The sequence below is a fragment of the Rhizobium sp. Rhizsp82 genome (assembly GCF_047325115.1).
Classification (GTDB): Bacteria; Pseudomonadota; Alphaproteobacteria; order Rhizobiales; family Rhizobiaceae; genus Rhizobium.
The window spans coordinates 1533528-1558797 of sequence record NZ_CP168571.1 but is presented as its reverse complement, the minus strand read 5'-3'; the positions used below and the strand labels follow the sequence as shown (position 1 = coordinate 1558797).

The 25270-nt window shown below is 54.4% G+C and carries 24 protein-coding genes; 13 read left to right on the top strand and 11 right to left on the bottom strand.

Features of this window, described 5'->3' with window-relative positions:
• Positions 1-103: 103 nt before the first annotated feature.
• A complete protein-coding gene (locus tag ACEN84_RS31410; protein WP_413711855.1) occupies positions 104-895 on the top strand; it encodes a hypothetical protein in 792 nt (263 codons plus the stop codon).
• A 373-nt stretch (positions 896-1268) separates the two neighbouring features.
• Here ACEN84_RS31410 and ACEN84_RS31405 read toward each other — a convergent pair whose 3' ends face one another.
• From ACEN84_RS31405 to ACEN84_RS31375, 7 genes are all read right to left on the bottom strand, one after another.
• Complete coding sequence (locus tag ACEN84_RS31405; RefSeq protein WP_413711854.1) at positions 1269-1511, bottom strand: hypothetical protein; 243 nt, start codon at positions 1509-1511, stop codon at positions 1269-1271.
• Positions 1512-1966: 455 nt separating this feature from the next.
• Complete coding sequence (locus ACEN84_RS31400) at positions 1967-2458, bottom strand: hypothetical protein (RefSeq protein ID WP_413711853.1); 492 nt, start codon at positions 2456-2458, stop codon at positions 1967-1969.
• Positions 2459-3801: 1343 nt separating this feature from the next.
• The gene (locus ACEN84_RS31395; protein WP_413712528.1) at positions 3802-5607 is read right to left on the bottom strand and encodes a TniQ family protein; all 1806 of its coding nucleotides are present in this window, start codon (positions 5605-5607) and stop codon (positions 3802-3804) included.
• Entirely contained in the window at positions 5600-6709 is a 1110-nt protein-coding gene (locus ACEN84_RS31390; RefSeq protein WP_413711852.1) for a TniB family NTP-binding protein, read from the bottom strand. The genes ACEN84_RS31395 and ACEN84_RS31390 overlap by 8 nt, the downstream gene beginning before the upstream one ends.
• On the bottom strand, positions 6706-9045 hold the full coding sequence (locus ACEN84_RS31385; RefSeq protein WP_413711851.1) for a transposase: 2340 nt from the start codon (positions 9043-9045) through the stop codon (positions 6706-6708). Before ACEN84_RS31385 ends, ACEN84_RS31390 begins: the two co-directional genes overlap by 4 nt.
• Positions 9023-9682: a hypothetical protein gene (locus ACEN84_RS31380; protein ID WP_413711850.1), complete on the bottom strand. Its 660-nt coding sequence runs from the start codon at positions 9680-9682 to the stop codon at positions 9023-9025. Before ACEN84_RS31380 ends, ACEN84_RS31385 begins: the two co-directional genes overlap by 23 nt.
• A gap of 92 nt (positions 9683-9774) precedes the next feature.
• The gene (locus tag ACEN84_RS31375) at positions 9775-9972 is read right to left on the bottom strand and encodes a hypothetical protein (RefSeq protein WP_413711849.1); all 198 of its coding nucleotides are present in this window, start codon (positions 9970-9972) and stop codon (positions 9775-9777) included.
• A gap of 359 nt (positions 9973-10331) precedes the next feature.
• Between ACEN84_RS31375 and ACEN84_RS31370 the strand changes: the two genes are divergently transcribed.
• Positions 10332-10742 (top strand): helix-turn-helix domain-containing protein, encoded by a 411-nt coding sequence (locus ACEN84_RS31370; RefSeq protein WP_413711848.1) that lies wholly within the window; start codon positions 10332-10334, stop codon positions 10740-10742.
• Positions 10743-11191: 449 nt separating this feature from the next.
• On the opposite strand, the gene ACEN84_RS31365 is transcribed toward ACEN84_RS31370, so the two are convergent.
• Positions 11192-11455, bottom strand: coding sequence for a cold-shock protein (locus tag ACEN84_RS31365; protein WP_413711847.1), 264 nt, complete (start codon positions 11453-11455; stop codon positions 11192-11194).
• Positions 11456-11538: 83 nt separating this feature from the next.
• A complete protein-coding gene (locus ACEN84_RS31360; RefSeq protein WP_413711846.1) occupies positions 11539-12114 on the bottom strand; it encodes a PIN domain-containing protein in 576 nt (191 codons plus the stop codon).
• A 163-nt stretch (positions 12115-12277) separates the two neighbouring features.
• Between ACEN84_RS31360 and ACEN84_RS31355 the strand changes: the two genes are divergently transcribed.
• The 4 genes from ACEN84_RS31355 to ACEN84_RS31340 all read left to right on the top strand — a co-directional run bounded on the left by ACEN84_RS31355 (position 12278) and on the right by ACEN84_RS31340 (position 16039).
• Positions 12278-13843, top strand: a complete 1566-nt coding sequence (locus ACEN84_RS31355) for an Eco57I restriction-modification methylase domain-containing protein (RefSeq protein WP_413711845.1) — start codon at positions 12278-12280, stop codon at positions 13841-13843.
• On the top strand, positions 13836-14804 hold the full coding sequence (locus tag ACEN84_RS31350; protein ID WP_413711844.1) for a hypothetical protein: 969 nt from the start codon (positions 13836-13838) through the stop codon (positions 14802-14804). The genes ACEN84_RS31355 and ACEN84_RS31350 overlap by 8 nt, the downstream gene beginning before the upstream one ends.
• Positions 14805-15184: 380 nt before the next feature.
• Entirely contained in the window at positions 15185-15619 is a 435-nt protein-coding gene (locus ACEN84_RS31345; RefSeq protein WP_413711843.1) for a hypothetical protein, read from the top strand.
• Positions 15620-15712: 93 nt separating this feature from the next.
• Complete coding sequence (locus tag ACEN84_RS31340) at positions 15713-16039, top strand: hypothetical protein (RefSeq protein WP_413711842.1); 327 nt, start codon at positions 15713-15715, stop codon at positions 16037-16039.
• A gap of 49 nt (positions 16040-16088) precedes the next feature.
• On the opposite strand, the gene ACEN84_RS31335 is transcribed toward ACEN84_RS31340, so the two are convergent.
• Together ACEN84_RS31335 and ACEN84_RS31330 are read right to left on the bottom strand one after the other, a co-directional pair.
• The gene (locus ACEN84_RS31335) at positions 16089-16889 is read right to left on the bottom strand and encodes a hypothetical protein (protein WP_413711841.1); all 801 of its coding nucleotides are present in this window, start codon (positions 16887-16889) and stop codon (positions 16089-16091) included.
• Positions 16873-17646 carry a HipA family kinase gene (locus ACEN84_RS31330; RefSeq protein WP_413711840.1) on the bottom strand — a complete coding sequence of 258 codons (774 nt, stop codon included), beginning with the start codon at positions 17644-17646 and terminating at the stop codon, positions 16873-16875. The genes ACEN84_RS31335 and ACEN84_RS31330 overlap by 17 nt, the downstream gene beginning before the upstream one ends.
• A gap of 100 nt (positions 17647-17746) precedes the next feature.
• On the opposite strand from ACEN84_RS31330, the gene ACEN84_RS31325 reads away from it, so the two are divergent.
• The 7 genes from ACEN84_RS31325 (at position 17747) to ACEN84_RS31295 (ending at position 25163) form a co-directional block, all read left to right on the top strand.
• Positions 17747-18625 carry an Eco29kI family restriction endonuclease gene (locus ACEN84_RS31325; protein WP_413711839.1) on the top strand — a complete coding sequence of 293 codons (879 nt, stop codon included), beginning with the start codon at positions 17747-17749 and terminating at the stop codon, positions 18623-18625.
• 478 nt (positions 18626-19103) lie between these two features.
• A complete protein-coding gene (locus ACEN84_RS31320; RefSeq protein WP_413711838.1) occupies positions 19104-19700 on the top strand; it encodes a hypothetical protein in 597 nt (198 codons plus the stop codon).
• A 58-nt stretch (positions 19701-19758) separates the two neighbouring features.
• Complete coding sequence (locus ACEN84_RS31315) at positions 19759-21744, top strand: AAA family ATPase (protein WP_413711837.1); 1986 nt, start codon at positions 19759-19761, stop codon at positions 21742-21744.
• Positions 21741-22580, top strand: a complete 840-nt coding sequence (locus ACEN84_RS31310) for a metallophosphoesterase (RefSeq protein WP_413711836.1) — start codon at positions 21741-21743, stop codon at positions 22578-22580. Before ACEN84_RS31315 ends, ACEN84_RS31310 begins: the two co-directional genes overlap by 4 nt.
• Positions 22573-23400, top strand: a complete 828-nt coding sequence (locus ACEN84_RS31305) for a hypothetical protein (protein WP_413711835.1) — start codon at positions 22573-22575, stop codon at positions 23398-23400. Before ACEN84_RS31310 ends, ACEN84_RS31305 begins: the two co-directional genes overlap by 8 nt.
• Positions 23400-24314 (top strand): hypothetical protein, encoded by a 915-nt coding sequence (locus ACEN84_RS31300; RefSeq protein WP_413711834.1) that lies wholly within the window; start codon positions 23400-23402, stop codon positions 24312-24314. Before ACEN84_RS31305 ends, ACEN84_RS31300 begins: the two co-directional genes overlap by 1 nt.
• Before the next feature lie 561 nt (positions 24315-24875).
• A complete protein-coding gene (locus ACEN84_RS31295; protein WP_413711833.1) occupies positions 24876-25163 on the top strand; it encodes a hypothetical protein in 288 nt (95 codons plus the stop codon).
• The last annotated feature ends 107 nt before the right edge of the window (positions 25164-25270 follow it).

Here is a 25270-nt window from a genome sequence, read left to right as displayed (position 1 = left end):
AGCGAGAGCCAACGATCCGGCAGTTGCATAACTCTGCGCTGAAATGGATTGACAACCCAACTGGCGCAGACAACCATATCGGCATCCTAATAGAGTTCCGACATTGCGTCACTTTTCGGTCCCGCTGGAGGTGGAAGCCAGCGTCTACATCCAAGCTCGCTCCCTCTCCGAAGCGCAATCCAAACTGAGCGCTGTAATCTCAAGAACCATCGACGTATGCGACATGCATTGGTTCACCAATGGGCCATTCGGTTCACGATACCTGCCTGAGTTGGCGTTCGGTACAGAGATTCGCGTGCGCCATGTTCAACCGGATGAGCGCTTAGAAGAGATCGAGGAACACGACCTTTGGGGTCTGGTGCGGTCGCGTGAGGAGAACTCCAAGCGCTGCGTCCTACCCACGTCGCGAGACTGGTTTGGTGAAGGAAAGCTGCCAATCTACGCCGCCGATGTTGCTTTGCGGACAGCATGCTACGTGAAAGCCAATTCGTTGGAAGCGGCGCAGGTTTTCGTGGAGCATCTGAAGAACAAGCGATTGGACCGCTACCAGGAGGATCGGATCTTTTGGGACTACGGTCTTTTGGGAGCGTCCCAGATAGTTCTGTCGCCAAACATGCTGGTCGACAGAGTGTTGGACTCTGACGTTTCCGGTGAAGAGCAGTTGAGATTGATTTCTATGGGAGACCCGAGCGCAGTCTTATCTAACTTCCCGGACGGCTCAAGCGCCCAGGACAGAGAGTTACACTCGGTTGCTGCCGTCGTACGTGGATTGCTCCGGCACATTGATGGCTTCGATATGATAGCTGACCAACACGCGCATGAGATTGCGTCGTTTTTGATCGACTACAGAGATAAGACGATTGGGATGCCATTGGTTTATGACTGGGATTATTGAGCCCGTCTCATCGAGGCACATCTTGGCGTTTTATGCCAGGTGCGTCCACCGAAGTCTCTTTATGTCCCGCAGGTAGAGCTCTCAATCTGGCCGGATTTAACAGCTCACTGTCTCGGTGGGGTTCGTACTGGAATGGTGAAAGACATCTCAATGGCGCGATTTATTAGATCAGGGCGCCACCAAACTGTCACGCTTTTTGCTGACACGGCGCATCTGACCAACCAGCCATTTAGATGTCCCAAGTCTATGGGATCAGACTCTTTCCACGCCAAAAAAAATGGCTCGTAACCGTCGCGAGCTGCCGAATGTAAGCATCAATTGACGGCGAGGAGTTTTACAGGGGAGACGATCTTCAAGCACTGCGAAACGGAGATCAGCAATATCCCAGAGCCCAAGTTCGGTCCATGATGCTATTCTCTTGAAACCGTTTTGCGTTCTCAATCTCCTCGAGACCGATATGCTTAGCTGGTGAGTGATTGAGGCGATGGCGATAATTTGTCAAACAGCCTTTGCCGTGCACATTTTCGATCTCTTTCCATCGTTCAAGAATGTATTCAGCTGCTTGGATAATGGCCTCGTCATCCCCGCTAAGATCGATATCTTCGCTCTGCCGCACTCTAGCGATCCAAAATTCTAGCGCTTTCGTATCTCCTGGCTCGACGCAGCAGACCACGGTAGCAACTCGGAACATTCGTTTTGACTGTTTCGCTGGATTTATAAGGCTTTCGGCCCTGTCGGAGATAGCATCTTCATTACTCGCAGATATTTCTCGCGCATGGTGATCTCAATAAAAGCACTGCGGTGATTCTTTATCTTAATTTTTGTCGGCGCAACCACCTCGCTTGTGTTGTACGTGAGTTCCAAAATTGTAACGCTTTCCGGCTATAGGATCCGTTAAAATGCGACGCGGTCCAATAGGCTTCGGCAAGATGGCCTTTGCTCGCAGGCTGCATCCCGTTCCGCGATTCCGAAATTTGATACCGAATCGGCCGGTGAAGTATGCAGTGGATCCTCGTGGATGGATAGAGGTCGCGCAAGGACTGCAAATTATCTCAAGTACAGCGGGATTGACTACCACGGGATCTCGTCACTAGGGGACACCATGACACCCTTTGGAGCAGTAGGCTCGTTTCGTTCGAGCGCGTTAATGAACGGATCGGAACGATAGGCAGATTGATACCCAACGCCTCGCACAGCGTATTCAACCAAAACACTTTTGAGCGATTCCCTGTGATGGCTGGCGATGGAGAAAAGCCATGCCAACGTGTCACCCTCCGAAAAGTCGTGCGCATAGGACGGCTCCGAGCGCTCACGCTCACCGATCCAATCCTCAATCGGGGCTGTCACGATCTCAAGTCCCCAATTCGAAATACGTAGCGACCAGGAACTAATCGACGAATTCGGATCACCCCCGACGAGGCTCAGCGTTTGTTCGAGAACGTCGTCTATCTCTTGGTCGGCAGCGGCGTAGACTTTATCGAGAGCACGGTGCAGAATATCGCCGCTCTGCCAGAACTTGAGACAACGGGTAGGCGCTTTCCGGGCATTGGTCTGGGGCATCATTTTGGATCTGATTGCGATAAAAATATGAGAGCTCCATTTTCGTTCACTGTAAAGCGGATCGAGTAAAAATCATCGATAGTAGGGGCGGGCGTCGAAAGTCGCGAAAGGCCACTAGCTTCGGCAATCAGTCGATTTCAGAGGGCCGAGTGAAAGAGGTCAGCCCTCTGCTGTTGCTGCCGCATAGCGCTTACGACATCGCCAATGTTTCGGCTCCGGACCGAACAGGTCCCTTTCGTGATAGAGAAAGGCTACCCCGCCATTCCGGGATCGCCGTCAACAATATTGTAAAGCCCAGTATGGGTCCGTGATGTCGCGCGGCCTATTGGACTGGAACCGGGTAGCGTTCTCGATCCTCGTAAGCCCAATGAGTTTCGATGGTGAATGAGTCAGGCAGTGCCGGTAGTTCAGCAATGCGCCTTCGCCATGTGTCCGTTCCACCGTTTTCCATGACGAAAAAATGTACTCGGCTGCGACGACGACGTTCATATCTTCATCGCTTAGTTCCAACCTTGAGTCGCTGCGAATTCTTTCAAGCCATGTCCCAAGACCCTTGGTGTCTCCAAGTTCGGCGCAACGAACAAGAATACCTATGCGAAACTCGGTTAGAGACCTGAACCTTTCTGTTTGACGAGCCGCCGCTATTGCGTCCGACATAATTGTGATGAAACGTTCTCGCAAAGAGTTCTTCTCACATTGAAGACCTTAATTGTCGACTCGTTTTCTGTCGGCGGCAAGACGCTACATGATGCGGTACGATCGGTCTTGCTCGCGCCATGGCCCCGCCTGTTCGAAATTCTCGACTTCTCCATTATTGGTGAAGCTCGCGACTTGCGCCGACCAGAATCACAATCAACAATACGCAGAGATTTTGGAGTTACAGAATGAAAAGCCGAATACCATTACAAGGCATCAAAACGATGTTTCCAGCTAAAGGAGGAGCAATCGTTGGGCCGACCGCGATGCTCGTCTTCGCCGGGTCATCCATTACCTTTTTTCTAAATACAACCGGGCGGTTTGCGTTGATTGCGCTAATTGCATGGGGGCTCGCGTGGTGCGGCTTGTTCTACGCAATGCATTTTAGGCGGAAAGCTCTGCCGAACCAAGGCACGGCAAAGCGGCTGCGTGGATATCGGACCTTCAATTGGCGGCCATTGCCAACGAGCGACTCAAAATCCTGAGATAGAACTCCACTTAAAGTATATGGCTAGATATGCGATGAGCAACGTTAAGCCAAGCCAAAAGAAGAAAGTGACAAACGTCGGCTCGTAGCCGACGTTGCGCTCCCCACGCCAAAAGCCGACCAGCAGCGAGACGAGAGGGATCGTGCTCGGGAGCGATGAGCTTCAATCGGCCAGCAGAATCTCACCGTCCAAGTTCAAAAAAGCAGATGCGTCCTCTCGTCGGTAAATTGCTTGCGACCCCTTTTCACTTGGATATGTCGGCAGAATACCATTCCGTCTCGCGATGTGGGTCAGAACCCTCACTGGTAGTCCGCTAATCTCATGGCACTCGAAAAGTGAGATGAAGTTTCGCCTGAACCTCTCAACGTCGCCGATATCTACGGCCCAATTCTTCGCTCGTGGGTAGGGCAATTTGAAAGCCTTGACGGCTCCTTGTTTCAGCAAGGCGACGATACCGTGACTGCTAAGATGCAGGGCACTGGCGGCGCGGAGCATTGGCATGGTGCCAGGCGGGAAGTAGCACGCATTGATTTCATCGACATCCACTCGAAGCGAAGGCAAGATCGGCATACCGGGTACTGAGCCGACTGAGCGGAGTTTGCCTTCCAGGATCAATCGGACAATTTCTGCGTACCCAGTCTTGCTTGTCCAAGCGGCTTTCTCGATCGGCACATGGGAGGCTGTTGGTTCGGTATTGGCAATGGAGCGCAGACGCAGCTCTAAATCTAGAATTTGCCGTTTGTCACACGTGTGGCAGGTGTGTCCCGGCCCTTTTTCGATAATACCAGCCCTACGCAGAGTGCCTGCTCTATGGGCATGGCATCCCAAATAATCGGCCGCCTCTGAAAGCAACCAGGCGGAATTCAGATGTTCCTCAATCTCATGCTTGAGATTGGTTCGAATGACACCCATTCGGTCAGCCAGCGCTTCGGCCTTGCCGCGCCGTTTAATTGTCGCTCTTACTTGGGCGGTCGAGACGCCAAGCTCGGACGCGACATCACGCAGCCGAACTGAATTTCCGGCCGTGAAAGAATCGAATAATTCAGTTCCTTCCAGAACGGTTCGCTGGAGCGCGTGCTTCTTGATGAGGTCTCTGAACTGATGGTATTCGGTTGACTGGTGGCTCGTATTTAGCGCTGCATAAAGCGTGCCATAGCTGCCACGCGCCGAGTATGCGGGCTTACCAGATTCCTTTGATAGCTTTTCCAGCACGGTGAACGCACCGCTCTCGCCGTTCCGCAGGTGCTGAAAGCCAACATTGCGAGCAAAATTCACTTGCTCTCGCTGGAGTTTTCGCGGGTTTGCCTTTCGGCCGTACATAGCGGCTAGACCGAAGCGCAAACACATGTTGAAGACTGCCTCAAGGCTGAGGTCGTCCAGAAATTTGCACGAACCAGTATCGCCTGCGAGCCTCGCCGCAATATACCTTTCGCATTCGGTAGGCAGCAAGTCGGTGGATAGAGCTGTCAGCGCAGGCACACCGTCGGGAAGATTGCCTAATAGGCTGCAGAAGTCATGGCTAGCATTCTCAAGACTTCCAAGTTGCTCGATCTCGATAATTTTCTTGTTGTGAACGAGGCAAGTTTCCACCTGCGGCAAGAACCAGATAGCTCGATAGTAAGTTTGGCTACCCGGAAACGGGGAGGGGGAGGCCAGATCGTCAACGAGGCAATGCGGGCATAGACGAAAGTATTCCCGTTTCAGATTGTGACTGTTGAACTTGTGCCCCCTCAATTGGACAGGTTTCCCTATGCGGGATACGACGGCAGCATCGAGGAGACGTTGAGCTGGCATCTCAACAAGCTCCGCAAGCTTGCGGACCTCATCCTCGTCGCCATATTTCAGCTTGCTGCCATTCAGACCAACGTCCCGGCAAAATGTCCGCATGCGATAAGTTCCATGAGCATACGCTAGGCGCGATACATAGCTGTTCAGGACTTCGTCATCGTGCAGAGGAATACTAAGCATGATTGTCACGCACCTTTCGACGCGCCTTTCTCTCTGCTGATGGCGATGGGCCGCTGATCGTCGCCAGCTTTTTGTCGGGTGTCACCTCGCGCTGAATCTCGTACCATCGGTCGCTGAGGAACACGTTGGTATCTGGCTTGCAGTTGGACAGCATCCGGTACCCGGTGACGAAGTGTTCGTACCGAAGCTCATGCAGGAAATCCGGGCTTTCGTATTCCTCGCTAAACAAGACGGATTCGATAGTTAATTTGATGAGCTGGATAGTCATGCCCCATCGGCTAGCGCCGCCGTGGATGAGGCGGTGAATAAACTCCCGCTCCAGAGCAATCGCGATCTTAAGTCCTGCGACGTCTGCCAACGTTTCCAACACCGCGATGACGCTTTCGACATCTCCTTCGCTATCGTTCGTCGCAAACTCGAGTGAATCGATATGCAGCACCGGCGCCCGCCTGCTCATTTGATCCCACTTGTCGCGCTCGATTAGATCCTGGACCTGGGGGACGCCGCTAGCGATCACCCAAATGGGCCACGAAGCGTCTTGCATCAGAGTTTTGACGGTATCTGTGACGTGGCCGACGCCCTTGCTCGTCGGGGCCGTGAGAGCGTGTTGGAATTCGTCAAAGATGATGACCTGATAGCGCTGCTTGAACAGCATCTCGGAGACCTGCCGCCAAATCGCAACATCTGAAAGCTCGCGTGCAAGTCGGTAGCCGGTGCGTGCGAGAATTGCTTCACCCAAGCTCTTCATAGTGCAGCCTGCGGGCGTCTGTACGAACAGAGCGCGGTTGATGTCTCTCCCATGCTCATCTTTGAAAGTTCGAAACGCCCGATGTTCGGAGACGTGATGCTTGATAATCGTTGTCTTGCCAGCGCCGGACAAACCCGTTACCACTAGGGCATATCCTTCCTGTACGTCTTCCACGCTGAGATGCGCCACAAGTCGGTCGAGCTCGTGCTTAAACTTTTCGTCGCTCGAAGTTTCGACATGAATGGCCCGAAGCTCTTCCAGAATACGTCCACGTCTCAGCAGCGTTTCGCCGGAGACAGAAATAAGTTGTGAGCGCATACTGGCCCGTACGGCTGCTCTTTGCTCGTCGATCATTTGTCAGTTTCCTTGTTCTTGCGGATGATCTTGATGCTCCGGCTCTTCGGTTGAGCTGGAGGCTGGACACTTGCAGTGGCGTCGGTTCGAGGAGGTGCTGGCGGCTTGTCCTTCGCCTCCGCAGCCTCCACCGCCGCCATGCGTGACTGCTGTTCAGGCGAGGGGTCCAGCGGATCGAAATCGTCGTCGATGTCGGAAGCCGCTTCGGTACGGTCCGGGGGAATGACTTCCTGGCCCGTATCCACGACTAGCTCGGCGCCGTCATCACCGACCAGGAAGTCAATTTCCTCGGGTTGCTCGCCGGTATCGAAGGGGATCTTCTTCGAGAATTGGATCTCCGCCGTCTCGTTTTCTTCGACGCGCCGTAAATCGGCTCCATTCATTGCATGGCTGCGGATACCATGTTCGAGCTCCGCAGCCTGTGCTGACTCCTTTACGACCTCGATGGCTTTACGGGCCACTTCCCAATCGAGGGCTCCTTCCGTCTTGAAACGACGCTTGATATAGCGAACAGCGGCAATCCACTCGGCGATCGTGACGCCTTCGAGACCCTCAAAGACTGCAGGAACTGTCATCCAGCGATCCAACCTCAAATGTTTCACGGAGATTTCGGAAAGGTCCTGATCATTCACGCGGATGAGCAGCGTGGACCGCCGCCACTGCTTCCTGAGGGCCCGGAGCTGCGGGCTGACGAAGGGTAGCCCGAGGATCTCGATGCCATTGTCGCCGATAACACGAGTATCGGTGATGCCAAAAATATCGCGGTACTTTGCCGCCGGGGGCACCGGTTTGATGGCCCCGTGCGCGAGCTGGCTACCACGATACCAAATCTGCAACGGCGTCGCTCCAAGGAGGGCGCGATGCGGGGTGTTGTGATAGCAGTCAACGATCAATCGAATCAGGAGGTCGTTCAGGAGCTCCGTGGTCATGCTCGCATGCGCTTCGGAATCGTACTGATCCCTTAGCAGGACGTTAGAGAAAGTTTGGCCGCTGAATAAATGCATGTACCTTTGGTTCAACGTGCGGAAGAAGCGTTCCACTCGTCCTCGAAGGTTTGGCCGCTTTGCAGGCAAAATCGCATGCCGCCCGGTTAGCGAATATGCGGCTGCCTGGAATTCGGCGCTGACGTAAGCGGAACCGGCGTCTGTGTGGATGATTTCAGGCGTCCCGGACTGAGGCCAGTCGGTGTTCGCGCCGAGAGACTTCGCGTATGCCGTTTTGCTGCGAGCCACCATTGCTAGCGTAGCCACGGCGGTGGAGGCATCGGGGGTGCCATAAATAAGTTTCGCTGCGCAGATCGATCGCGAGTAAACATCGATTGCAACGGAGAACCACGGGCGTCGGTTCTTCTCAATACGAGCCTGGATTTCTGGATGCAGATAATCCCAGATGCCATTTCTAACGAGCAATCGCACTAGGTCGACGCGGTGCTCGTCCATTTCGACGATTTCCAACGGCTTTGAGGCGAGAAGCCCCTTGCCCGCCATCGCGTACTTCCGTAGCACGCGCATCTTATTCTCGGTGCGGGCGTATTCGTTCTCAAAATCGCCGAAGCTTCGGATAATCCGCTGGAACGTTCTGAGTGAAGGAATTTTCAGCTCGGGCTGGCCTCGTTCCTTTCTTCTGGCTTGTTCCGCAAGCAGGTCTTCGTAGCAAGCCTTCTGCGTTGGTCGCTTGGTGGATTGGTAGGCTCTCGCGAACCGCAGATGGTATTGCATCTCCTCTGCGGTCCATTTCGTGTCGTCCGTTTTCCGACCTTTATACCGGGGCGTAAGGGACGCGGGGATGAATGCACCTTGCTCGAAGCGTTGCAGGAGGCGTCTGAACTGACGCGGACCCACCAGACCTTTGTCCCGGTAGCTGGGGACCTTTTTGCCGCCGCGGGGCTTGGGGAGCAGATCCGTGTTCTGCTTCTCGAAGCGCTCGATGAAATCGATAATGTTCTTGTCGGAACGCCCGAGTTTCTTTCCGCCGGATAGAGAGTTCTGCTCTTCCTCGATGAACTGGCCGACCATCCGCGACCGGAGGATCGTGTCTGCAGCGAGGTCAGTCGTCTGTAGCTTCTTGCCCCGCTCCAGAGCTTTCAGGCCGTCGTAATAACCGCTGTCGACTTCAAGCTTTCCGAGACCAATCAAGCGGTCCAGCTCCTGGAAGCTGATTGTGACCGTGCGTCGGGTTTCCTCTTCAGCGCAGGTTTTAATTGCGATGCCTTCGTCATCCATTTGCTCGACATCGAAGAACAGGTCCTGGTACCAGATTCGGTCTTCGAAACCGATGAGGTGTTTGGTGAAGCTCTGATTTTCGAGTGCGGTGTTAAGCTGCGCGTGCTGTGTCATGCTTCTGTCCTTTGGCAAAGCTCACCCATGACCGCGCTGCGATAGAAGCAGCCCCGCCTGAAGGGTGATCGTGATTGATGAGACCGGTTCCCATGAGCTGGTGGATCGCTGTCCACCCGTCTGCGTAGGTGTATCCGGCAGTGAGATCAGTTAGCAGCGTGTGCACGGTGGCACGGCCGCCATTGGCTTTAAGCTTGGTTACGATGGCATTGTTCAGCACCGAATTAGACACTTCGAGTGAACGCATGAATTCACGAGCCAGGTTAACCTGAGGTTTCGGAAGCATGTCGCTCGTCACGTATCGTGCAAAACAGCGTGAGGTTGCAAAAACTTGGTTATCAATTAGTTCAATCTCGTGCTCTACGAGATGCCCATCTCCCTCCTTCTTGATTGCGTAGTAGCCAGTGCGGCCGTCCGCATAGGTCAACACCAGGTCAAACCAGTGCTTCTTGTTCACGGAGCCAATTGTGTATTTGACGAGGACCTGCGTCTGGACGCGCACGACGGGAGAGCGTCCCTTCCGCATCGAACGGGCGACAAGGACGAGCAATGCATCGGCTTCGAGCATGCTCTCTGTTGCGTGCGCGGTCTTAGTCGTGGGAATAGTCTGGACGACACGAGCTGACGCTGTCGTCATGACGTGACCGTTCTCCGCCCCGTCCTTTTCGGCGCGGGCAGAAATATTACGGCCAGTCTCAATCTTCTCCGGCTGGCAGCGCCAGTGAACGGTCAGTCCGCTATGTGATAGCTCCGTCCCGTGGTGTCGACGACACCGCCCTCGCGTTCAGCGTCGATCGGTACCGCGACCACATCGGTGTTCGGATCGATCTTTGCGTAGTGGGTTTTGCGTTCCCACGGCATGCCGATGGTATCGATACCCTGACGGGTGTCATGGATCGCATTAATTACAAACTGAGCTACCTTCATATGCCCCTCCGTTGCGCATCGCGCTTACGTTTCCAGAGGCAGCCAAGCCTCAGGGATCAGACGGAAACCGGGGATCGCGCGGAAACGACCTCGGTTATGCTGGCAAGCATATGTCCAGGGGAGTGCAAAGATGATGAGGTGTAGCGAAGAGAAGCATAACTCGGATCCAAATGACGAATGACATGAAGCAGTCGGCAATGCCAACCTGGCACCTTTATAGGTGTATAACCCTGTCATAAGCTGTCATGATCAAGCTCCTGCGTTCGATCGTTAGACAACTGCCACTGTCGAAAAAGGTTGTCCAGCGACCGGCGAAAACTTTGTTAAAATATGGTTAACACGGGTGCGCGGCGAGCCTGATGGCACCGGTTTCCGCGTCTGGCAAAAGTCCCAAATATCCCTTTAAGGGTATAATCAAGGCGTGTTATATCGCATACGAGATAAGAGGATCTGCTATGATATTTTCGGTCGATCTGACAATGTTCAAGGTACTTCGGTTGGCGCGAAATAAGAGCCAGGCGGAAGTCGCTGACTTGGCGGGCACGACACAGGCGAAAGTGTCGGCCATTGAATCTGGTAGAGCGAACCCGGAAACGGCAACGCTGAGCGCGTTATGCGGCGCGTTGGATGCTGAACTTATACTCGTACCCAGGCGGATTGGCGGGGACGTTCGGCGGCTGGTGGATCTCCACCTCAATCGACGTCGCGAGATTAGCGGCAGCCCAATGTCGGTCCGAGACGAACTGTTCATTCCTGATGGCGACGATTAGAAGTGCGGCAGCGTGTAAAGCGTTTTTTGGGTTATGGGGACAGGTTAGAAAATCGCGAGATATCCGTTTGCTGGGACTGCCTGAGAGCTTAAACGCGGGCCAGTTTAGGTCTCCCGAAAAGGGACCCGCCAAGAGAATGATTACGGCGCTCTTGCAGGGCTAACGCAGTCGGCGCACACACATTTTCAGTCATTGGTTGAGCGCTCCAACGGCGCCGCAATCAACCTTGACTGCAGGAGCCCGCTCGCCTATCATTTTGCGATACTGGTGGAGACAGCACATGTTTTTTAAGATTTTCATGAAATCGACAAAACCGAAGGTGCGCCGGCAGCTTACGACAAGTTTCTTAAGCAGTCGAATTCCACAGCCAAAGCACAATCCATCGTGAAGCTGGCGCTGGCGGATGCGCTAATAGCTGTCAGTGCGAAAAATTCACTAAAATAAGTTGGTCACTCAGACGGCTTCAGACCCCATTCTTCCTCGAAGTCAGCCACCACTTCTTCGAGGGATGCCGCCTTTGTCAGACTGACGGCAGTCCGCTTTGGTCCTGTCACGCGCAACTCGAAATGCAAGCGGTCGCCAGATTTGAGAGTGGGCAGTTTCGATTGCTCGACTGCCCGAGCGGACAAGTAGATATCCGGCCCTCCGGCATCTGGGACTATGAAGCCATAGCCCTTGCCCGCATCAAAAAACTTTAATCTACCAGTTGGCACCCACGTTCCCTATCAGCGTACCTATTAATCTGTGTACCCAGATTAACTCGTGGTTTGTCCGGTGCAAGCCCACAGCCACCGCGTCAGCAGGTCATCAGGAACTTTAGTTCGCGGCGCGGCTCGTGGTTGCTGTTTGCAGGGCCTAGCTGCGGCGGCGTTATTTCGGTTCGTTCCAGATCGGCCTTTGCGTGCCAGATACCCGTTGCGGGATCGTAGATGCCGGGCAGGGGGTAGTGTTCGTTGATCAGGACGAAATCTCTAACGTTGAACGTAGCGATCGGGATGCCTGATGCCAACGACGCTGCGGCGATGTGCAGATCTTGGCCTCCCCGGGGCCGGCCTTGTGAATATTGATTAATCGTGAGTGTATGGAGCCGTGGATCTACGGCGAGCACAGCCCACTTGTCGGCAACATCCGGCCCGCTCGGCATGATTTCGATCTCGCCATTTGTGAGCTCGCTGTACCATATGCTTAGCTTCACGGCCTTAGTCGGGTTCGTCACTGCGACCTTCTGGATCCCCATCTGCATTTCGAGCAGCGTTCCAAGTGGAAGGATGAGTGTCTCTGCATCTTCCAGAAAGTGGATCACCTCAGGACGAGGATATTTCTTGCTGGTCTCACTAATGACGCTGGTATCAAGCAGAAATGCACCGTCCATCACTGCGCTCCTGTGCTGACAGGAGCGTGGAGCGGTTTGGTAAACGACTGGTTAATGCTTCCGATCTTTCGTGAGCAATCTGTCAGATAACCTGGTTCGCTGAGCATACACACGGTCACGCTCCCTTGAAAATGCCGTCTTGGACTACGGCAGGATCGACGAGATGCGGAAAAGCCACGCAACAAATGGCAAACCGCAAAAAAACGTCTTCCTTAAGGCTCCGCCAAGACGCAATATTTCTGCAACGATTCGATTAGATCCGATGCCTGGAAGCAGAATGACAGGACGAAACACGCGACAGAAACTTTCTGGCGCATACTTCACGCCGCCGCAGGTTGCCGCAAGCTTGGTGAAGTGGGCAGTTCACAAGGACGACGACAGGCTGCTTGACCCTTCCTGCGGTGACGGTGAGTTCATTTCACGTCACCGGAACTCCGTTGGCATTGAGCAAGACGCGGAGAGTGCACGCCTAGCAATAAACCGTGCGCCGTGGGCGCTGGTTCATGAAGGTGATTTCTTTGCCTGGGCCTCTGAGACGCAGGAACGATTCGACTGTGTAGCAGGTAATCCACCCTTCATTCGATACCAAACATTTACAGGCGATGTTCGGTCACGTGCGGCCAACCTATGCAGCAAACTAGGTGTCGAATTATCGGGACTGGCGTCTTCGTGGGCTCCCTTCGTGATTGCGGCAGCGAGCGTCTTGCAGCAGGGCGGACGCATGGCGTTTGTCGTCCCGGCGGAAATCGGGCACGCGACATACGCCAAGCCTCTTCTAAGATTCTTGACGGACAGCTTCGCGCTTGTACAAGTGGTGGCGATCCGGAAAAAGCTCTTCCCTCAGCTATCTGAAGATTGCTGGCTGCTCTACGCGGATGAGTACGGCTCATCGACGAACGAAATCGCCTTAAGTGTTGTCGAGCAGTTCGATGCAGGCGAAGTGCCGCCGCCCGTTACGCGAATGGTATCCGTGCAGGAGCTGCATTCCAGGTGGTCCGGAAGGTTGCGCCCGTATCTCCTGTCCGACGACGCACGCGATCTCTATCTCGACCTCAAGTCACTCTCAGACACAGTTTCGCTGGGGGATATCGCATCAGTCGGAATTGGTTACGTCACAGGGGCAAACGATTATTTCCACTTGCGGCCAAGTGAGGCGGCCAAGGCGAGCATCCCTTCTCAATTTCTTCAGACAACAGTCCGTAATGGACGCTCACTTCCCTCGGGGACCGTTTCCGATGAGGATGTTCGGCGTTGGTTTGAGAGCGACGAGCCATTCCTGCTGCTTCGTCTTCCAAAGACGTCGGATCTTCCCGCGGCGGTCAAATCCTACTTGGAAACCAGCGAAGCCAAGCAGGCAAGTTCCGCGTATAAGTGCAGAAGTCGCGATCCTTGGTACTCGGTACCAGATGTTAACATACCCGATTTTTTCTTGACATACATGTCTGGTGTAACACCGAATCTCGTTCGCAACGATGCCCAATGTTCTTGCACAAATTCGGTCCATGCTGTCCGCTTCAAGTCGAAGAATGCCGTTCGCTTTATGGATAGATGGAATTCGGATGCCGTGCAGCTGAGCGCCGAGCTGGAAGGCCATCCGCTCGGAGGTGGAATGCTAAAGCTCGAGCCAAGGGAAGCAGCTCGTTTGATTCTTCCGAATAAATCGAATGCGCAATGTGCGGTTCTAGAGGCGGCTACCCTCGAACTCAGGTCCTGGCGGCATCATGCCTAAGACAACGTCGCCAGTGTGTCAGTGGACTTCCGAGGCTGAGGCTTTCAAAGCTTTTGCTACACACACAGGGAAGACCCAATCCGCTGGACACATCAAGCCTATCCACTGGTATGTAGCATCGCGTCTTGTCCTGGAGGGAGGTTTTGACCCTGAGTGGATCACGCCAAGGCCGCCGTTCAGGCGGGTTTCGACAAAGAAGAAGGGCGTTTACAAACATTTCCTCGAGTTTGCGCCGGAATTGGCAACAGGAAACGAGCAGACAATTCTCGGCGGGCTTAAGACGAAGAACGTGGATGTTGTTGTGAGTGCTCCCGGCCTGGGTCCAGTTCTGGCGGTTTCGTGCAAAGGGGTTACGAAAGCTTTTCGGAACCTTTCCAATAGGTTGGAGGAGACCATAGGCGAGTGCACAAACCTCCATATTACGTATCCAGCGCTCGTGCTGGGATATCTGGCTGTTCTTCGCGCAAACCGCGATGATGTTGATGTTTCCAGCGCTCCAAGACTGCCCGCCAAAGATGATGCCGCCGCCGAGACCCCAGAATCTGCGGGTGATAAGGTCAGGGGCGGGATGCGAAAGAAGAACGATCTGGCGTTCAAAGGAAACAACGAAGTAAATGACGGGATCGAACGGTTCGCCCGCGCGTTGTCGGAAATGACCGGACGCCGAGGCGTACGCGATGAGATCAGCCGGTACGAAGCAATCACATTGGTGATGATCGAACCGCGCGGCACCGCTGCCGGTAGCGTTTTCGAAGCGTTTCCGGAACCGAACAGCGATCTCCACCTCTCTAAGTTTTTTAAAAGTCTTTATGATCAGTATTCGGAGCGGTTCGTGACAAGCGCTCCTCTTCTCAGCGACCAAACATTGAGAAAGGCCTGGGAGCGAGAGTCCCAAGTCTTCAAGGATTTTCAGGCAAAGATTGTTGGCGGTCTCGGGTATCAGCCTAACTTACAGCGATGATTTGCATGGGCGCGTCACGCCCAAGGGCATACAGATGGCGGATTTTTCACTATTCCGGGAAAACTGCCCGTGGTAAGGAAATCTCAGCCAAAATTGATCGTCTGACTGATGCGCTGCAACGACGTAATAAAGATAGACGCGAGCAACAAGGAGTTGACAAGTTTCCTTGAAAGGTTGCGCTTGGCTGGCGAGCTCCGCGTTGAGTTAAACGGCGAATTGTTCCGAATTTCCTTTGCTAAAGCGACGTCCGAGAAAGGCCGCAAGTTCCTTGCCAAGGGCGGCGTGCTCGACGACGAATAAATTTCTCCGCACGGCCGATCACGACTTGCGGTCCGGCGCGGTTGGCGCAACAATTCTCCTAGCGCAATTTAGCAGCACGCATGAGTACCTACACAGTCACTAGCCTCGATGGCACCTTGCGATCGAGTGCGGTCCACGTTGAAGACGCGGTCAATGAATTTGCCATGACGCACCTGGCTGCGAAGGATGTGGTGGTCTGGACGACCACGTCTAAAGCTCGGGAACCAAGCGACTACCCGGGGTCTTCCGAGGTCTTACTTTACGAGGCCAACGGTGACGTCGATCCCTATCATCTAGACGCGCCGCGTTTAATCAGGCTGTTTGATCCCAAGCGGCGCTACGAGAAAATCCTGACTTCAGTCAAACAAGACCAGCTCAGTGAGCGTGGGCTGAATGAAGCTTTATTAGAAATCGCGGTGCTCGTTCCTGTAATAAAACACCTCAGCTTTGCAGCTGCCGTTGCGCAGATCAATGACGTGCTCCCCGCCTATCTCAGATGCCATGTCAGCATGTGACAGTTATGGTCCCTTGCAACTAGCAACGCTTCACCTTGGGCATTATGTCTCCAGCCTTGCTTTGGGGAAGAGTCCCCACCCGGAAACCAATTAATGAAACAGCCTACAACTATCTCATCGCAGGAAATAAAAAATGATGCGGCATACCGCTTGGACATGACGATCCTTAAAGGGAAGGGCGTTTTGCGCAGGCCTCTCAAAGAGCTCCTGAAGGTAGTGTTGCACCGATTGGGCGTGGTTTACTCACTGGAAGCGGTGGGAGAGAAGTGGAAAGCACACGGCAAAATCCGTAAAGCGGGTCGGACTCTGGCACTGCCACCTTCACTTCACGACACCAAGGAGCAGGCCGAAGACGAGTTCTTCTTCGCCGTGAGCGGCACCCTTCCTCAAAAGATTCTGTCAGCCCTTGTAAGAGACTGAGTTTCGATCGTCGTCTCCCGCCAGCCCGCCTGCGCGAAGGGTCGCATACCTAGTATAACGCTGCTTTAAATTTTTGCTGGTCCTGAGCATCCATCCAGTTGAATGCGTTGCCGTCGGCGAAGCTTTTTAGAATTTCAATCTCGCCCTTATGGACCTCAGCCTCTTCGCTGGTCGCCGCGAATACACCTAGCGGCTTTACCTCATCGCCAAACCGCTGTTTTGCAAAGTAAAGCGTGGCGCCCTTTTCACATGCCTTTGCATGCACGGCACCCGAGATGCCCCTCAGTTCCAGCGTTGAGACAACTTTCAATTTGCCCGACTTGTAGGCGAAATCGGCTACGATATCTTTCTCTTCAGAGACCGTGAATCTCGTAATGACTTTGCCGTCTTCGAGCTTCTGTCCGCGTCGCGCAAGCACGCCTACCTGACGAAGCATTGCGGTTATTTCGGTATTGATCCTCTGTTGCCTCTCGGTGCGGGACAATGTTGGCTTTTCAACAAATGTTGTTAGGATACGCTTGACGGCGAGTTCATACTCATCTTCAGACTTAGCTCTGATCTCGCCCGGTCTGCCGAGAATGAAAACCTCGCTCTGGATAGAGCGCCGCGAAAGGCCGGTATCGCCCCGCAAGTCATCGATAACCTGATCAGCAGTCCTTTCCAGGCTGTGACGGTATGCGTCGGCAATCTTTTCCCAACGGTGGCCGGTCAAATGCGCAAGTTTACGAATTTCGGGCATGCGCACCTCCAGGCCACGAGGACCGTGCACTACGACGCCGACGTTCACACGCTCGCCACGCATTGCATCCGGGCGAGCCTGGATGACCGAAAATTTATAAGAAGTCGCCATTTTGAAGCCCAGCCCTAATTGTCTCAACCCTGGCTGTCGCCATTCCTGAAGTCCACCATTCGATGATCGCATCCTCGTTTGCTTGGGTCAACCAATCCCTGGGATGGTCGCCGATGATCCGCCTTATAGTGGCCTCATCGATCCCCGCGATCCTGTCCAGGATTACGTTCGCGACGTCCATGGAGATGAATGCTCCAAAGTTAGAAAGCAACCATGACTTGATGTTGACTGTCGCGATATTGGCATCGCTCATGATTGCGTCAGGAAGAGGAAAGCCGTTCACAAGCCAAGCTCGCGAGTAGTCGAAAGAGTACACGCGGTGACCTTGCCCTTCAGGGACGACCATAAAGTTATTAACGTGCCTATCTTCATTATTGATAAAGAGGTCAAACACGTAGATTTTGGCAAGATCGTCGGCAAGCGAGGCAAAGTCTATTGCTCCGGCGAGAGCAAGCGTCCACCAGTCAGGTGTTTTGCCCTTCATCCACAGAGAGCCGAAATGTAAGCTGCCATCTGTGTGCCGCACGAGACTATATGGGACCTGCGGCACACCAACTATCTGCGCGAGCGACGAGCAAAACCATTCGGAATGCGGGATGTGCGGATCTGTTGTGGCGCCCTTGATTACAAAGGCACCGGCGTCTCCACAAAAGCAGCCTTCTGAGGCATCCGCGCTCCCGAAATCTGCCGCGCCGCACCAGATGGCATCCAGCGGGACCAATTGAGGAACATTAACCTGTGTCGCGGGCGGTCCCATATAATTGCTCTGTGGGTGGATGACTGTTCAAAGCTTGTTACCATGTGAATTGCATAATGCAAGTCGATCGTTAATTTTGCTGTAGACGACGCCGTCATCCATGACAGATTCCATTACCGATTCCGACAGGCTTAAGTGCCGACTGCATAAAATGTTGCACTCTGACTTGACGGGGCAACAAAATCGGAACCACACTTGGGTATCGTATCGGACCGACAGCGTTGTCGGCATCTTCATGACATCCAGGAATTCAAAGGTAATCTCTCGTCGCCCCCGCACCGAGAAAAAGTCTCGTCGTCTTACAAAGAGCGAAAAGCGTCTAATTGACCTGCTGGAAAACGCTCCGGCATTTCCCCTGGCGAATTCCGGTGAGATCAGAGGCCAAGGCGTTTACGCACTCGTCTACAGAGGACAGTTTCCGACATATGCACCTATCTCTGTAGCAAACCGAGTTGGTGCGCGAGTCTACCCCATTTACCTTGGAAAAGCGTGGGCGTTGAAAGTTGGCGGGGAGGCGCGGGCCGGCGCCGAGCGCGTTGGCCGCCACCGTCGATCAATCACCGTCTTGCGCGACCTCGATGTAAACGACTTCGAAGTGCGCTTTATCAGACTGCCGTGGGGAAAGGTGGAGTCGGTCGAACAAGCGCTCATCAAACTCTATGCTCCCTTATGGAACGCTGCATTGCCTGGTTTTGGCAACAAACAGCCGGGCAATACGCGCGAGACGCAGCGGCGCTCAGCTTTCGACACCTTTCATCCGGGGCGGGCCTACACGGATGCTCTCCAGCCAACTGATCGCAGCCTGAGCGATCTCAAAGACGCCGTAATCAAGCATATCCTCAGCTGGGCGGAATGTGTCGTGGACAGGATCGCTGAGGAGAGCCGAAACACGAGCGCAAAAGCGCCAGCAGCGCCACGAGGGATCAAACCAATTCCTAAATTCGCAGGAAAGACGTACGGAGCGTCTGTTCTCAGATAGAAGGACCGCCCTGGGGGGCGTGGTCAAGCGACGCCGCCCAAAGTTCATCGAAAGCCCAGCCAATTCCATCCTCGCACACCAACAAGATCTTTCCGTCTCGCAGACGAGTTTCCTGAGTGACCCAATGGACTTCGGTATCTCCCAATATGTTGGAGTTCGGGTTCCCGGGTCGATGTCAGATATCCACGCCATGCTACGAATAGTTTCGGCCGTGCCGACGATTGGGGAATTGGTGGGCGAAAGGTATTTAATGTCACTGGTTCTAGACGCGATATCTAGAGCATGCGCTCAATTCGCCGTCAGCCGCAACTCACCGCCCCCCAAGCAAGGAACAGGCGAGAACGGCGATTTCGTGATTGACAAATTGATCGGTGTTCTTTATCTGTTCCGCCATGACCCAGATCGCTCGCACCTTCATACGAATAGCACGCTGACATCCCTTTTTGGGATCTAGTCACTGTGTCTTTTCAGAGGGTTCATGATGAGCATCCTTTCAACGCGCTCTCCAGCGCAGTCCACACCTATTCAAGTTCTTTACCCGCTGAGCACAGTTCGATGCGTCGGACCGGTGTTGTTTCGCGACCAGCTTGCTCGCGATATTGGGTGCCTGTTAGACGTCGATGACGACGTGGTTTCCTGGTCATGCCAGTCACATGCGCTGACGAACGGGAAGCTGTTGTATCGACCCGATTTCCTGGTGCGCCATGCAGATCGAGCATTTTTAGTTGACGGGTTTCGCGAAGAAGGTCTGCCAGATTGGGTACGCTCTAGCTCGGCCATGGACGGGCTGACCTACGAGATCATCGATCGCTCAGCGCTACCTTCAGTCCGCTTGAAGAACGCCAAAGATCTCCTGCGCTACGCCCGCCATGATGCGGCGTTGTCTGACCGCATTCGTTTGCTCGCAGCACTCGACGAGTATTCCAGCCTCACCGTTTCGGAAGCTCTCATGATCTTCCGCGAAACCAAGCCCGTCGCGGGCCTCGCCTCGCTTTTCCTCCAGCGATTTATCGCGATGGATCTCGACGATCGTCTGATTGGACCAGAGACGATAGTTCGTCGCCGCCGCGACTGATCGATCACAAATTTCCCTGCCTTTTTTGACGCTGCTCCCGGGCAGCGGAGGACACGTCATGCCTATCGGCACCAAAAATGAGAAGATCAATTCCTTCGTCAAGCATTATGCACTCTACCGGACATTTGAACGAGCACTCGACCAGACGCCTGTCTTCAAGGAAGGAGGATCTGGCGTCATCGCTCTAGTCGTACCGCCTGGCCGGAAGGCCGAAGAATATAAAGCCTGCGCAGTCGCATACCTCTTTGGGGAAGTTGATCGAGACGGTTGGGATAAAGTTGGCTATGCGATCGTCAGCGCGAGTGACAAGGCCGATCGTGTGAAAGCAGAGTTCTCGGAGAAATGCGCCGGGAGAGATAGAGCGATCGTTCTCACCGAGGTCAAAACGCTGCCATCGATTGTCTCGGTGACTCTGGACGCTGTCATCAAAATCGATCCCGTCACAGAAGATGACCTTCGAGAAGCGTGCTTGCACGTACTTAGGATCAGGGTCACCGCGAAGCAGGCTAACAGGCTGCTGAGCTTCCCGTGGGAGCTTATGCTCGCGGCTCTCCGACGCGCAGGCTCGGCCCCCGACGCCATCCGGCGACTGGAGGCAGTGTTGCCTGAAGCTCCTGAAAAGCGCCCAATCGTCGAGCGTGGCTTTCGGCTCGATGAACTTCATGGTTACGGTCCGGCCAAAGAGTGGGGCGTACAGCTGGCATCAGACCTAGAAGCGTGGAGAACTGGAAAGCTGAAATGGTCAGACGTTGATCGCGGACTTCTTCTCAGTGGGCCGCCCGGTGTGGGGAAGACGATCTTCGCCAGGGCCCTTGCCGATTACTGTGGCGTCAATTTTTTAGCGACGTCGGTCGTTCAATGGCAGGCAAAGGGTCATCTCGGCGACCTGCTTAAAGCGATGCGAGCAGATTTCTCTCTAGCCATCGACATGGCGCCTACGATCCTGCTGCTGGATGAACTCGATTCCATCGGAAATCGTGAAACGTTCTCCGGCGAGTACGCTTCTTACTCGATCCAGGTCGTGAACGCGCTGCTAGAGGCATTGGACGGGTCCGCACACCGTGACGGCCTAGTCGTCATCGGGGCTACAAACTACGTCGACAAGATCGATGCCGCAGTCCGCCGACCAGGGAGGCTCGATCGCCACGTTGCGATCGGGATGCCAAATGAGGCGGATCGCGTTGCCATCGTTACTCAGATGCTGGCTGATAACACACCCTCCGACCTTCATCTGATTGGTCCAGCCACGGAAGGAATGGTTGGAGCAGACCTTGCGCGTATGGTTCGAGATGCGAAGAAACTGGCCAGAAGAGAAGATCGCGCTTTGGGGCTCTCCGATCTTATGTCTGAACTGCCGCCGTTGATTCCTGTCGAAGGGGTCTTTCGGCGGAATGTCGCGATCCACGAGGCCGGTCACGCTCTAGTCGGCGTTGCCGTGAAGATCGGAGAGTTCGACAGTCTTTCAATCTCGCGCCAGGTTAACCCGCGTTTTGCAGTTCAGTCTGGTGGGCAGGCGCGGTTTTTCATGCCCGCGCTCAGGGTGCGAAACTCGCAGCGACTGCTCGACGACATTTGCTTCCGGCTTGGTGGGATTGCAGCCGAGCGGGTGATTGTTGGGAGCCATGGGGACGGTGCTGGTATCGGACCGACAAGCGACCTCGCCGTCGCCACGGACCTCGCACTGCAGCTGGAGACCCGTTTCGGGATGGGTAGCAGATTGCACCATTTTGGAAGTGAGGCTTGGCAAGCGTTCGGGGCTTCAAGTGCCTCCTGGCCGATTTCGCGTGTGGAAAAAATCCTTCGGCAGGAGCTTGCCCGCGCCGAGAAGATCGTCACCGTGAACCGCGCTGTGCTTCTTGCTGTGGCCAGCGAGCTGGAGCGCGTTGGTTTCGTGGCGGCCGAGCGGTTCAAGGAGTTATGCATTGAAATGGAGCTCGACACGCCAGCTGCCAAGATGAGTTCGCGCCATTCCAGGGATGTCCAATTTAACGGCCGCGATATCAACAACGCTACGCCAGAAAGCCCGTCGGAGGTGCGGCAATGAAGGCCTGGATCATTAGTGACATTCACTCCTCTCGGCTGGATCTGCTGCACCGACGGCCGCTGATCATTCCAAGGGCTGATATCTGCATCTGCGCTGGTGACATCTCCGACAACGTGGAGCGGTCAATCGATTTCCTTCACAACGAAATCGCGCCCCATATGCCCGTGGTCCTCACGCTGGGCAATCACGATTACTATGGTTCGTCCATCGACAGCGCCCTGGAATACGCACGAAAGTGGACTGCGGGAACGAATGTCCACCTTCTCGAAAATAGCACCTTCGAGAAGAATGATTTACGCGTCATTGGCAGCACACTGTGGACGGATTTCGAAATCGTAGACCACGAGTATGGCCATCTGCCCGTGGACGAACGTCGGCGATTGGCGATCCAGGAGTCTATGAGGTACCTATTGGATTTCCGGCTCATTCATCGCGTCGACCCGTTGCTAGGCGTAGATAGTCTCCTTGAACCCGACGAGATGATCATTCGCCATTGGGACAGCCGAGCTTTCATCGATGGGGAGCTTGGGAAGCCTTTCACTGGGACAAGCATGGTGCTCACTCATCATGCGATTTCCCGGAGGTCGCTCGATCCACGCTTCGCCGGACAGGTTACCAATGCGGCTTTCGCCTCGGACCTGACCGAAATCATTCGGCGGAGAAAGCCTCACTTTTGGATCCATGGTCACATCCATCGCCACGCCGACTACGTTGAGGGCGATACCCGCGTTCTGTGCAACCCGCGGGGATACCTTCACGAGGGCAGCAACGGCTTCCGTCCAGGCTTTGTAATTGAAACCTCCGTTGCAGACACCGAGGAGAGAAGCGATGGATAGATCTGTTATTTATTTGCGGACCGAATGGGATAATGGAAGTCCGACATACGTCGTGACGCTGCCCGACATCTCGGACGAACAACGCCGGGGCATCGAAGGTGTAGTGGATGAAGAGGGCTTTGTTCGAAACGGTGTATGTTGGCGGCCAGCAGGCGACGCGAAGCTCTATAGACTATTCGAAGCGGTTCGTTCGATTGGTTTTGATTTGAATTTTCAGTCGGACCCGGATGGGCCGTTCAACCTGCATCGCCTTCATCTGCGGCCAGAAACACGATCCCGGCTGGAGCAGACTGAAAGCTTCAGGTTAGATGAGCTTGCGGGATTTTGCCCGGTTCAGGCGGAGGGCGAATTCGACGGCCTCTATTTCTATTTCCGTGCCAGAGGCGCCCACTGGCGGTTCGAGGCAGGCGGCGACGCGATAGGTAATAAATGTGCCGTTTGGTGGTACGAAGAGGCTTGGCCGAGCCCAACTGGCTTCGAAGCCGGGTACATGAGCGATGATGATGCGATCCAATGCATCCTGAAAGCGATTGATTTCCACAGATTTACCGACCGCAGCCGTTTTGAAAAGAGCCACCCAGACTACGAGAGAACGACTCTTGAAGGCTGGTCTCTTGGAGCCTTGAGCCTGGCGAACGTGCTGGAACGTTTAAGCGTAACGGCCGAGGAGGTTATCACGAGGTTGGATGTGTATGGGATCGAGCGGCCCTACTTTGCCGATCTCGAACTGAAAGCGATAGCGACCAAGACAGGAGCTGATCAGGTTGCCGCGAACATGCCTGGCGTCTCGCCGGACCATACGGGGGAGGATGATTGGTGATGAAGTTCCCATTCGACATCAATATCAACACCTTGGAGGGGCAGCTAGAGGTTCTCCGTCTTTGGAGTGCAGCAGACATCGACCTTTCGACAGCGGCTCTTATTCTGAAGTCTACGACCCGGGATGTTCTGAGCCTGGCCGGACGACACGGATTCGCTCCACCAGACGAACTGGTTCGACGGCGCCGCATTCGAGAACTTGAGGCACGGGTTCGCCCCCAGCTCCGCAGGAGCAAACGGCAACGGGGGGTACGGAATTTCGATTGCCTCTGGACGTCGATCGCAGAACTTATGGATCTCGTCGCCTCAATCGCCCTTGAAGCGAATGCATATGGCGACAAAAGCGCTCACCAATGTTACTCAGTTGCCCACGCGCAGCTACGATTGCTCATGGATGAATTGGCATCCGCCAACGAGCAATTCGAAGCGGCTCGTCGCCTGGAAACGGAAGACGGCGGCTTTGAGTATAGCGATGCAAACTTGGCTGTTTTGCGAGGTCTGGATCAGGTTATGCCGCGACCGGACTATTACCTGATCGGCGATTACAATCCAATCGCGCCGGTGACAGACTATGATGTCTTGTCTGCTTGGTCAGCGGGCTTTTTGACAACGGCGGCAGCGGTCGAAATGCTCGAACTTGAAGAAGGGGATACAATCGAGGAGATCGCGTTGCAATTTGATGTACCGCTGCCTTACGAGGTAACCCTTTCTCCGTTGGCGGCGGCTATGATCTTGGGGGACAAGCCGGTTCGAGGCGATCCAACTTTCAATGTACGAAGGCGTATTAGGGACGGGCGTTTGGCGTCCTATTCCCCATCTGATGTAGAGGCATGTCGTGTACATGAGGCAAGGGTTGAAAATCGCTCGCCAAACGTTAACCGGGATCAAGCATCGCGGCACGAGACTCCTCGGTGAACAGATTAGCTGACCGCTTTGACTGGCGACCAGGCATTGAACACTGTCCGAAGTTCAAAGCAGGGCGAACTACCCCTTCGCCGAGTGTAGAGAAGTCGAGATCGATTCCCCGAGATCTCACGGGCTGGGCCTGCCGGTAGAGCGGCGATGTCATGGTGTCCCCGTCACATTACGGTCGCGTTAGCAGAAAACTTTGCGCTCGGTCCGAACGGCAGTGCTATTCTTGCGCGAATTAACCACGCGATACCAATTGGTCGACTCAGACCTGCACGCGCTCCGTTCGAAATCGCTGCCGAATTTGAGCGTACTTGAAATCAACGTCTTCAGTGATTGGTGTTTTGACTCAGGGTCGGCGGACTGTCGGTTCTTTGTATGGAAACACTCATCGGCCGTTTTTTTCATCGACTGCCGCGGGGAGACCCGAAAGCGTGACCGGAATTCTGCAGCAAATTCGACAGCTTGGTTCCGTTCCGATCTGACGAACGAGATCTCATCCGTCATCCGTTTGTCCCTTGCATAGTCGAGAAACCAGACTGAAGGAATTAAAAGCGAGATTACGTCATGGCCTTTCAATTGCGTATCGAGGAGATCATCAGCGCTCTCCAGGAAATTAACCACCCAAAAGCTCGTTCTCTTACGATTGCTCTTGAAGAACTAGGAACGATTGCGGTCAGAGAACTCTGCTCGTCACTCAATATCGTTCCGGGCGAGGCGACGTTTGACCTTGGCTTTGTAGCCGCCCCAATTTACGCCAGCGAGGAAGGCCAAGCGCTCCCGGCCGTCCTCGCTCACTACGACGATCAGGACGAGTGGAGCGTGCAGCTGCCGATGCAAGGGCTGTTGATCTGAAACCACCGCCGTAGATGCCTCCCAAGTTATGCTTCTGCGAATGTGGTTGGCGAATCAAGCTGAGATTGAGTAATGATCGGAAAATATTGAGGGAAGCAACCGTCGCG